Here is an 11,293-nt window from a genome sequence, read left to right on the forward strand (position 1 = left end):
TTGTTTTAGAATAATTTGGTTTGGGTGTCGTCATCCTTAGAGTTTTCTGAATCAGAGACTTCAGTTTCATCAACAACCTCTAGATCATCGGCATGAACTTCTTCGGGCCCTTCAAAAGGTAATGGTTCCATTAAATTCACTTGATTCACCTTATCTTTAGTTAATTGATTACCTAGGGCACTAATTCCTTTAATGGCTATAAATTCTTCCAAATTAACCTCTAGGTTTTCTTTACGGTCTTTTCCGCGTTCTTTAGCAAACACGATTTCGGCCATAGGACGCCAATCTGTTGAAACGATTTCCAATTGTGACTTGGGATCGTCTGGAATAAACATTTCCTCCTTACCTTCTTGCTCAATTAAGAAACGTTTCACGTAATACAATTCCTTTTCACCATTAAAATAAACCACAGAGATTGGTTTTTTAGGTTGCCATTTTTCCATGACAATCATATCATCATCAAAATGCATAGTAACTTCCGGTGTAACCGTTTTAAGCATCCCCGATTGTGTGATAATAAGTAGTTTATCTTCCCCTCTAAACTCACCAATCAATTCGCCTCGACCATCAACATTTAAACGCTGAACGGTGTCATCAAACCATATTTTACGTGGTTTTAAGGTTGAAACGCCTTTTTCTTTAAGTTCTACACGCTTTACAGGATATTTTGTGACTAAATTTCCTTTAGACACCCTGCCTTTAATAAGAATATCGGCAAAATCGATATCCCATTTAAGCTTCTTAATACTACCCGCCTGACGGAGTAATACGGTTACGACTTCTGCTTCCCCATTCGGATTCGCTGAGAAATACAAACAAGTAGACCCTTTAGTACCGTTAGTGAGATCGTATTCTCGATCACGGGTTACACTAGTCACCGCGAAACGTTTTATATAGGATGGTCCACTTTTTCCATCGCGATAAATCATATTATAAATGGTGCGCTTATCCTTCTTCTTAAAAACAGCCACATGAATGATATCTTTACCTATAAAGGTTTTGGAGTCTACTTTGGTGACCATCATTACCCCTTGTTTGGTAAACACAATAATATCATCAATATCACTACAATCGCAAACGTATTCGTCACGACGCAATGAGGTACCAATAAAGCCCTCAGCACGATTCACATAAAGTTTTGTGTTTCGAATCACAACTTTAGTCGCATCAACATCATCGAAAGTTCTAATTTCTGTTTTACGCTCTCTACCTTCACCGTATTCCTTTTTAAGTCTGGTGAAATAAGCAATAGCATAATCGGTAAGATGTGCCAGATGATGTTTAATTTCAGCAATTTGTTCCTCTAGGGCTTCAATTTTTTGCTGTGCTTTATCAATATCAAATTTAGAAATACGCTTGATACGGATTTCAGTTAAACGCACAATATCGTCTTCAGTTACCGCGCGTTTTAGGTGTTTAATATGTGGTTTTAATCCCTTATCAATAGCAGAAATAACGCCTTTCCAGGTTTCTTCCTCTTCTATATCGCGGTAAATTCTATTTTCAATAAAAATACGCTCTAAAGATGCAAAATGCCATTGCTCTTCAAACTCACCTAACTTTATTTCCAGGTCTTGCTTTAGTAGCTGCACCGTATTATCGGTTGAACGACGAAGCATTTCTGTAACACCAACAAATAATGGCTTGTTATCTTCAATAACACAACCTAATGGCGAAATAGATGACTCACAACTTGTAAAAGCATAAAGGGCATCTATGGTTTTATCTGGCGATAATCCCGTTGGGAGATGCACCAGAATTTCAACTTCTGCAGCGGTATTATCTTCAATCTTTTTAACCTTGATTTTACCTTTATCGTTCGCCTTTAATATAGAATCAATTAGCGAAGATGTTGTTGTTCCAAAAGGTAATTCGGTAATAACTAAAGTATTCTTATCGAGTTGCGAAATTCGAGCACGTACACGTACCTTTCCGCCTCTTAATCCGTCATTGTAATTTGAAAAATCGGCAATGCCTCCTGTTGGAAAATCAGGTAAAATAGTAAAGCGTTTGCCTTGTAAGTGTTTTATTGAAGCATCAATAAGTTCAATAAAGTTATGTGGTAATATTTTTGTTGAAAGCCCAACCGCAATTCCCTCGCCGCCTTGTGCCAATAACAACGGAAACATAACCGGTAAGTTAACGGGCTCTTTTCTACGACCATCGTAACTCGCTTGCCATTCGGTAATCTTAGGGTTATAAACCACATCGAGCCCGAATTTAGAAATTCGAGCTTCAATATAACGGGAGGCCGCAGCATGGTCGCCCGTTAAAATATTCCCCCAGTTTCCTTGGGTATCAATTAATAAATCTTTCTGCCCGATTTGAACCATGGCATCGGCAATACTAGCATCACCATGAGGATGGTATTGCATGGTATGACCAACGATATTGGCTACTTTATTGTAACGTCCATCATCCAAATCCTTCATGGAATGCATGATGCGACGCTGAACGGGTTTAAAACCGTCTTCAATAGCAGGAACAGCACGTTCTAAAATAACGTAAGAAGCATAATCTAAAAACCAATCTTTATACATTCCCGTAACACGGGTAATGGTTTCTTGAGGTTCGTCTTGTTCGTTAATTAAATCGTCGCCGTTTTCAATCATTAATTATTTTTTAACTGGTTTTGGTTTGCCATTAAGCATTACTCTACCACCACGCGCTTGTAATCTTGCTATTTGTTCGGTTGCAGGGTGCACATATAGATGCTCGTATGAACGTACCACTTCTAATTCTTCTTTCTTAGTATATAACATCTTATTTAAGTTTTTTGCTTCCCTAAAGAGGGATAATTTTACAAATTAATTTATCTTTTTTAGTCGCCGCAAAGGTACATTTAAAGATAAATTACTTAAATAATTTTAACTAAAATTTATTACGATTTTACCCCAATTTTTTATTAAAAATAAGGATAAAAAATTCGATTAAACTTACTCAATTATATCCAACTCAACTTTCAAGTTTTCAATAATAAATTCCTGTCTAGACGGTGTGTTTTTCCCCATATAAAACTCCAATAAATCTTCGATAGACATGTTATGATCTAACATAATGGGATCTAAACGAATGTCTTCTCCAATAAAATGTTTAAACTCATCTGGAGAAATCTCACCCAAACCTTTAAATCGAGTAATTTCAGGTTTTGGTTTAAGTTTTTCTATGGCATTTTTGCGTTCTTCTTCAGAATAGCAATAAATGGTTTCTTTCTTATTTCTTACACGAAATAAAGGCGTTTGTAAGATATACAAATGACCTTCTTTAATCACCTCTGGAAAAAACTGCAAGAAAAACGTTATCAATAACAAACGGATGTGCATCCCATCAACATCGGCATCGGTAGCAATCACCACATTATTATAACGTAAATCTTCTAAAGATTCTTCAATATTTAATGCTGCTTGAAGCAGATTAAACTCTTCATTTTCGTAAACAATTTTTTTGGTGAGACCGTAACAATTTAATGGTTTCCCTTTTAAACTAAAAACGGCTTGAGTATTTACATCTCGCGATTTTGTGATACTACCAGAAGCCGAATCCCCCTCGGTAATAAACAAGGTGGTTTCTAAGTTTCTTGGATTTTTAGTGTCTCCAAAATGAACGCGACAATCTCTTAGTTTTTTATTGTGAAGACTGGCCTTTTTAGCACGGTCTTTCGCTAATTTTCGAATACCGGATAACTCTTTTCGCTCGCGCTCGGCTTGTAAAATTTTACGTTGAAGCTTATCGGCAGTCTCTGGATTTTTATGCAGATAGTTATCTAAGTAACGCTTAACGAAATCGTTAATATAGGTCCTTACCGTTGGTAATTCGCCACCCATATCGGTAGACCCTAATTTTGTTTTGGTCTGACTTTCGAAAACAGGTTCCATTACTTTAATGGCAATGGCACTTACCACCGATTTCCTTATATCGGAAGCATCGTAATTTTTACCATAAAACTCTCTAATGGTTTTTACGAGCGACTCTCTAAAAGCATTTAGATGTGTTCCACCTTGAGTGGTATTTTGTCCGTTTACAAATGAATGATATTCTTCGCTGTACTGCGTTTTACTATGAGTAAGCGCGATTTCAATATCATCGCCTTTTAGATGAATGATAGGATATAAACGATCGGTATCGTTAATATTTTCACTCAGTAAATCCTTTAAACCGTGTTCGCTATAATATTTTTCACCATTAAAAACTATGGTTAAACCTGGATTTAGGTACACATAGTTTTTAAGCATTTTCACTATATATTCACTTCTGAACTTATAATTTTTGAAAATGATGTCATCCGGAATGAAAGATACTTTGGTTCCTTTTCTACGCGAAGTTTCTTCTAAAAACTCTTCATTTATAAGGTTACCTTGTTCGAATTCCGCGGAAGCGCTTTTACTATCACGTGTAGATTCTACTCTAAAAAATGACGATAAGGCATTAACCGCTTTGGTACCAACACCATTTAAACCCACCGATTTTTTGAAGGCTTTGGAATCATACTTACCACCAGTATTCATTTTAGAAACTACGTCTACAACTTTCCCTAATGGAATACCACGACCATAATCGCGAACCGTAACTTTCGTTCCTTGAATAGAAATTTCAATCGTTTTTCCAGCTCCCATGACATACTCGTCAATAGAGTTGTCTAGAACCTCTTTAAGAAGAATATAAATTCCGTCATCTGGCGAAGACCCATCACCTAATTTTCCAATATACATTCCAGGACGCATACGAATATGCTCTTTCCAATCTAATGAACGAATATTGTCTTCGGTGTAGTTAGAGTTTTCTGCCATTAATAAGAGGTGTGGTTAAGATAGGATGCTAATATAGCACATGCAATTAAAAAATAAAATAGCATTGCAACAAAGTAATTAACAATGAAAACATTTTTCATTGTTAATTACCTCTATTTACTCACTTCCCTTTCTTTAAGGATACTATTAATATTCCTGCAATAACTACCAACGCACCAAACCACTGTAAACCCGTTAAAATTTCATTTAAAAAGATTGCCGCTAATATGATTGTTGAAATTGGCCCTATTCCCGCCACAATAGCAAAGTTTGAAGAGCTAATCATTTTAATTGACGCAGAGACTAAAAACGAAGGTATTACGGTTGCAAACATGGCTATTACAAATCCTAAGACATAAACTTGCCATGAAAAACTAAACAAATCCACTTCTGAAACCAAACTGTAATGCACAAATACACAAATGCACGACACAATCATAGCGTAAGCGGTAAACTGCACCACGCCAAATTTCGGAATTAACCAGCCGCTACCTACTAAATAAGTGGCATATGTAATCGCACTAAGCAATACAAAAGCCGCACCTATGAAGGTTTCAGTTCCTGATAAAGTTACTTCATCCCAAAACGTTATCACAACGCCTAAGTAAGTTAAAGCGATAGCCATAGCTTGAATTTTAGTAATAGGCCTTTTTAAAAACACACGGTTTAAAATTAAAACGATAGTAGGGTATAAAAACAAAATAATACGCTCTAAGCTGGCCTTAATATACTTTAGTCCGACAAAATCAAAATAACTCGCCAAATAATAGCCCACCACACCGAAGAAACACAACCATAAATAGTCCTTCTTCACCAAAGTGGCCTCAGTGTTTTTATTTCTATAAGCGATAGCAATACCTACATAAATTGGAAAAGAAAACAGCATTCTTAACAACAGAATACTTATCGTATCGACATTATAGCCATAAGCTAATTTAACCATAACCGCTTTTGATGAAAATAGGACGACCCCTAAAATACCAATAAGCACTCCGTACCAAAATTGTTTTTTTGTTGTTTCCATACAACGAAAATAACTACCTAGAGTTTTTGAAATTATAGGAAATTTCTGAAAATACGATGTTCAAGAATAAATAAAGAGTACTTGAAGTTATATACCCTAAAACAAGAAACGCAGTAAAATTGTTAAATCCTTAAATAAATAACAGCTGCATGATGAATCGCCGTGAATTATTCCAAAAAATAATGCGACATCTCTGGCGTCGATGTTGATTTTTCAAATACAAACCCAAGCATATTTAAAACATATCAAACGCATCCGAGACATCGCATTCGAGCAAAAGTATTTCTTTTAATTTTTAGACTAACTTCAATAATATTTGATTAAAAAAACACTTCTATTTGACTAATACTTTCTTTTCAAAACTACTTTTAGGAGCCTCACAAAGGGAACATTCATAAGTATCCTCTAATTTTTCAAAAGGGGTGTTAGGCGCAATATCTTGTGTAACATCGCCATAAACCTCATTATACACTGTTAAACATTCCGAACATTGATAAACCTCCTCTTCGCTACGTTCCTTTTTAATAACGCTCACCTCTTCCTCTTCACGTTCGGTTCCTAATTGTTCGAAGTACAACTGACTTAATTCCATTAACAGTCCTGGTAATTCCACCTTATCCACATCTTGAACATGCATGATATATTGTTGCGTGTTCGGATCGAAATTCTTAGCATATAATAAATTATAGGTATCTCTAATTTTAAAATCTCCTATAATATCTGGTTGTTTGTTTTTTTCAATAACAATGGAGGTAAAATTATAGGTATCACTTTCGTAACTTGTAATTCCGAAAGTGAGTCCGTAGGTACTAATATCATTTTGGTCGAAATTAGTTACCAAGTATTTTTTAAGATTTAAGGCTTCTCTATCGTTCACTGGTAAGTGCCAGTTCATTTCCAGCATAGAATGACGCACATTGATTCCGAACTTCCCTAAAAACTTTTCCCATTGTAATTTCGCTTTCAACGGAATACCTTTTACGATAAAGGATTTCCATGGTGTGATCGAGATTTTACCAATCTTATTTTCCGAACACAGCTCACACATCGCCTTAAGGAATTTTAAATCATAGCGATTATTTCTCCAATACAAGCCTAACCAATAACGATCGGTACCAATACGGTTCATCCCTTCATAATAAGGGAAAGGATAGAAAGGCACTTCTAACGGCTTGTCAACTGTTCTATTATTCGTATCGACAGCATCACTTACCAAATCGAAAACCGTTTCAATGGTTTCAGGCTCCTCTTGTAATATATTTTCAATGGCGATTTCAATTTTATCCATATCCCAGCTATAAATAAGCGCAGGATACATCAATGTTTTTTTCCAACCTGGAAGTCTAACATATAAATACCAATAATCTTCATGATCGGAAGCGATAAAATTCACATTTCCAGTAAATAAAGGCACCAGTCGCTGTCTAGGGTCGGTAATATTAACCCTTAGTTTTAATTTATGCTTAAACTGCTCTAAAATATACAGATAACGGTCACTTGTTAACCAAGAGGTGCTAGGTAATATTTCGGCCGACACATAAGATGAAGCGATATTCTGGATACCATCGCGTTTTGGTTTTATAAACTGGATTTTACTAAACTGATCGAATTTACTTTCATCAATTTGCTCTGGAAAAATAATATCTTGGCGAGAACCAAATGAAATCGCATCTAAGCCTAAACTTTCGGCTGCTTCACAAATATATTTTAACTCACCTGGAGACAACACACCTCCATTTATCTTAATTCTGTATGGTTCTTCCATTATGCTAACACTTTTGAATTATGAAGTATTTCACGCACTTCTGTTTTACAACTTCCACAACCTAATCCAGCACCTGTTTTACTACACAACTCAGTAAAGTCGGTACACCCTTTTGCAATAGCCTCTTCGATGTTTCCTTCACCTACTTGACTACAAGAACAAACTAATTTACCTACAACAGGCGTATCGTTTGAAGCCCCTCTAAGTAAGGTATTACGCTTATCAGCCATTTCGATTTTGCTCTCGATCATGGTTTTAAACTCAGCAAATTCATTTTTATCGCCCATTAAAACCGCACCAACTAATAAATCGTCTTTCACAATACACTTCTTGTAGTAGCGCTTTTTAATATCTGTAAAGATGATTTCTTCATAGCTTTCATCATTTTCTGGCACACTAATATCACCTATGCTACAAAGGTTTAAATCGTTGAATTTTAAGATATTCATTAACACCGAACCGTTATATGCGCAGCTAATATCACCGGCAATAAAGTTGGCTAGAATACCCGCTTGCTCTTCGGCTGCCGAAGTAATACCAAACAATTGGTTATTGTATTCGGCAATTTCTCCAATGGCAAAAATATCTTTGTAAGAAGACTCTAAATGCTGATTTACTTTAACCCCACGACTACAAGAAATGCCGTTTGCTCTTGCCATTTCCACGTTAGGAATGGTTCCTATAGCATATACAATAGCATTCGCTGTAATGAATTTTCCACTTTTTAAAGTGATGTTTAATTCACCTGTATCTTCATCATCGAAAACGGTACTTACTTCATTATCAAAGTAAATTTGAATACCACGTTCTTGTACATCTAGAGCTAATAACTTACTTGAAACTTTGTCTAACTGACGTTCCATAAGTCGAGAAGCACGTTGGATAATGGTAATTTTAGCGTTTTTATGCTTCATGGCAGCTGCCAGCTCTAAACCTAATAATCCACCTCCTACGATAACCACATGTTGTTCTTCTGGTGGTAAATTGGTAGCATCTAAATAGGCTTTAAACCTATCGGCATCACTTTTATTACGCATGGTAAAACGTCCAGGTAAATCGATTTGAACATCTTTAGGAATAAAAGCTCTACTACCGGTTGCTAATATTAACTTATCGAAACTATGGATTTCATTGTTACTATCGGTAACCTGTTTATTTTCTTTATCTATTTTAGAAATTGACGTTTCTGGATGTAAATGAATATTTAGCTTACCAAGTTCTAATTCTTTAATTTTAAGCAACTGTTCCCAAGTCAACTCTTCGGTAACATATTCTGGTAACAAAACCCTATTGTAAAACAAATTAGGCTCTTTGGAGAATACATGAATTTCATCAACCTCATTATATTCTCTATAATTTTGAACAAAACGGAATGCCGCTGCTCCAGCCCCTACGATAATAATTTTTTCTACAGGCTTTTTATATTTTGAAACCGCTACACGGGTAAATTTAAAATCTGGTTCTTTAGATGTCGGATCGACATGCGTATTGGTTAAATTATTGGCACGATTTAAATCACTTTGTAATTGTTTACCCCAGTGCATCGGTAAGAAAACAACACCCTTTTTAATGGTATCTGTAATTTTTGCACGCACACGAACTTCACCATTTTCACCTTTAATTTCGGTGATATCACCATCTTTAATTTTATTCAAGAAGGCATCAACAGGGTTGATTTCTAAAACAGGTGTTGGGTAATGTGTTTTTAAACGAGAAACCTTTCCGGTTTTCGTCATGGTATGCCATTGATCACGTACACGCCCTGTGGTTAGAATTAACGGATAATCGTCGTTAGGCTGAACCGACGTATTTTCAATGGTGCTAGGTATATTGAATTGTGCCTTTTTTGAAGGCGTGTAAAACTTTTTATCTTCAAACAAACGCGGTGTTCCTGGATGTCTGTATTCTGGAACTGGCCACTGAAAAGTACCTTCATTTTTTAATCGATCGTAATTCAGGAAAGATACATCGATATTCGTGCCTTTGGTCATCGATGCATATTCATCATAGATTTCGCTGGCATTATTAAAATTGAAACCCCTGAAGCCCATACGCTGTGCGAAATCACAAAAGATTTCCACATCTGGTCTAGCTTCACCTGGTGCATCAATTTCTTTAGGCAGGTATGAAATACGCCTTTCAGAATTCGTCATAGTACCTTCCTTCTCAAGCCATGCTGCTGCAGGAAGTACTAAATCAGCAAAATCTACGGTATCCGATTTATGAGATATATCCTGAACCACAACAAACTTCGCGTTTTTCATGGCACGTTCAATACGATTTGAATTCGGTAGACTCACTAACGGATTAGTACAAGCAATCCAAATGGCTTTTAATTTTCCACTTTCAAGAGCGTCAAACATTTCGGTAGCAGTAAGTCCTGGTTTCGGATTAATTTGATCAACCCCCCAAAACTGAGCCACTTCACGACGATGCTCTTCATTCATTAAATCCTTATGGACTGCCAATAAATTAGCCATCCCTCCTACTTCACGACCACCCATTGCGTTTGGCTGACCTGTAAGTGAAAATGGCCCTGCACCTGGCTTTCCAACCTGACCTGTAATAAGCGATAAGTTTAATAAAGACACGTTTTTATCGGTTCCTACCACACTTTGATTAAGCCCCATGGCCCACATGCTGATAAAACCTTTTGAAAGTCCGATGTACTTGGCAGCCTTTCTAATGTCATCTTCAGAAACTCCACATAAGCTTGAGGCTTTTCGTAATGAGGTTTGGAAAATTAAATCTTTATACTCGGCAAAACCATCGGTATACTGAGCTATAAACTTTTCATCAATTAAACCACTTTTATAAAGGCATCTGGCAATAGCATTGTATAAAATAACATCTGTACCAGGTAACAATTGTAAGTGTAGATCGGCAAAATTAGCAGAATCTGTTTTACGCGGATCAACCACTATAATTTTTACATCGGGATTGTCCTCTTTGCGCTTTTCAATACGTCTAAAAAGTATTGGATGACACCAAGCAGGATTCGCACCAGATATTAAAAACGTATCAGCCAACTCAATATCGGCATACGAAATAGGCACACTATCTTCACCAAAAGTTTTCTTATAACCCACTACGGCCGAACTCATACAAAGTCTGGAGTTGGTATCGATGTTATTGGTACCTAAAAAGCCTTTAGTAAGCTTGTTAGCGATATAATATTCTTCTGTTAAACTCTGTCCAGAAACATAAAAAGCTACACTATCTGGACCGTGTTTTTTTATAATAGATTTGAAAACGCTTGCTGCACGATCAAGGGCATCATCCCAACTCACACGCTCTCTTGGGTGCGATCGGCTCCAGCGCATTTCTGGGTATAAAATTCTATCGGAGGTGTCGTTAGCGACGTAGTGCAAATTCATACCTTTTGAACAAAGCATGCCACGGTTAACAGGATGATCCTTATCACCCTCAACAAGCACCTTGTTATTACTGTCTTTTTTAACAATAATTCCGCAGCCTACACCACAATATGAACACGTTGTTTTTACTTCGTTTTTAATCATTCAGACAAAGATTTTATACTAAATAATAATTTTTAATTTCAGAAAACAAATACTGAATTCATTATTCTGAATACCTATAAAAAAGACACTTTATCTTATTATTTTAATAAAATAAACCATCAATTTTACCGGTTTACATCGCCACTGTTAAATTGCGTTTAAACAATTTCCAAAAAATGGCTTTCATTTTTTTAAG

At 36.1% G+C, this 11,293-nt stretch carries 6 protein-coding genes; all 6 read right to left on the reverse strand.

Features of this window, described 5'->3' with window-relative positions:
• Window positions 1-5: 5 nt before the first annotated feature.
• The 6 genes from JJL45_RS13645 to JJL45_RS13670 all read right to left on the reverse strand — a co-directional run bounded on the left by JJL45_RS13645 (window position 6) and on the right by JJL45_RS13670 (window position 11,097).
• Window positions 6-2,612 carry a DNA gyrase/topoisomerase IV subunit A gene (locus tag JJL45_RS13645; protein WP_202664172.1) on the reverse strand — a complete coding sequence of 869 codons (2,607 nt, stop codon included), beginning with the start codon at window positions 2,610-2,612 and terminating at the stop codon, window positions 6-8.
• Between the two features lie 3 nt (window positions 2,613-2,615).
• Window positions 2,616-2,762, reverse strand: coding sequence for a hypothetical protein (locus JJL45_RS13650; protein WP_157614075.1), 147 nt, complete (start codon window positions 2,760-2,762; stop codon window positions 2,616-2,618).
• 174 nt (window positions 2,763-2,936) lie between these two features.
• Entirely contained in the window at window positions 2,937-4,787 is a 1,851-nt protein-coding gene (locus tag JJL45_RS13655; RefSeq protein ID WP_067145881.1) for a DNA topoisomerase IV subunit B, read from the reverse strand.
• Window positions 4,788-4,908: 121 nt separating this feature from the next.
• On the reverse strand, window positions 4,909-5,811 hold the full coding sequence (locus JJL45_RS13660) for a DMT family transporter (RefSeq protein ID WP_068601971.1): 903 nt from the start codon (window positions 5,809-5,811) through the stop codon (window positions 4,909-4,911).
• Window positions 5,812-6,145: 334 nt separating this feature from the next.
• Entirely contained in the window at window positions 6,146-7,576 is a 1,431-nt protein-coding gene (locus JJL45_RS13665) for a rubredoxin (protein WP_068601969.1), read from the reverse strand.
• Window positions 7,576-11,097 carry a nitrate reductase gene (locus tag JJL45_RS13670; RefSeq protein ID WP_202664173.1) on the reverse strand — a complete coding sequence of 1,174 codons (3,522 nt, stop codon included), beginning with the start codon at window positions 11,095-11,097 and terminating at the stop codon, window positions 7,576-7,578. Before JJL45_RS13670 ends, JJL45_RS13665 begins: the two co-directional genes overlap by 1 nt.
• Window positions 11,098-11,293 lie beyond the last annotated feature (196 nt).

The organism is Tamlana sp. s12, from assembly GCF_016767215.1.
Taxonomy (GTDB): Bacteria; Bacteroidota; Bacteroidia; order Flavobacteriales; family Flavobacteriaceae; genus Pseudotamlana; species Pseudotamlana agarivorans.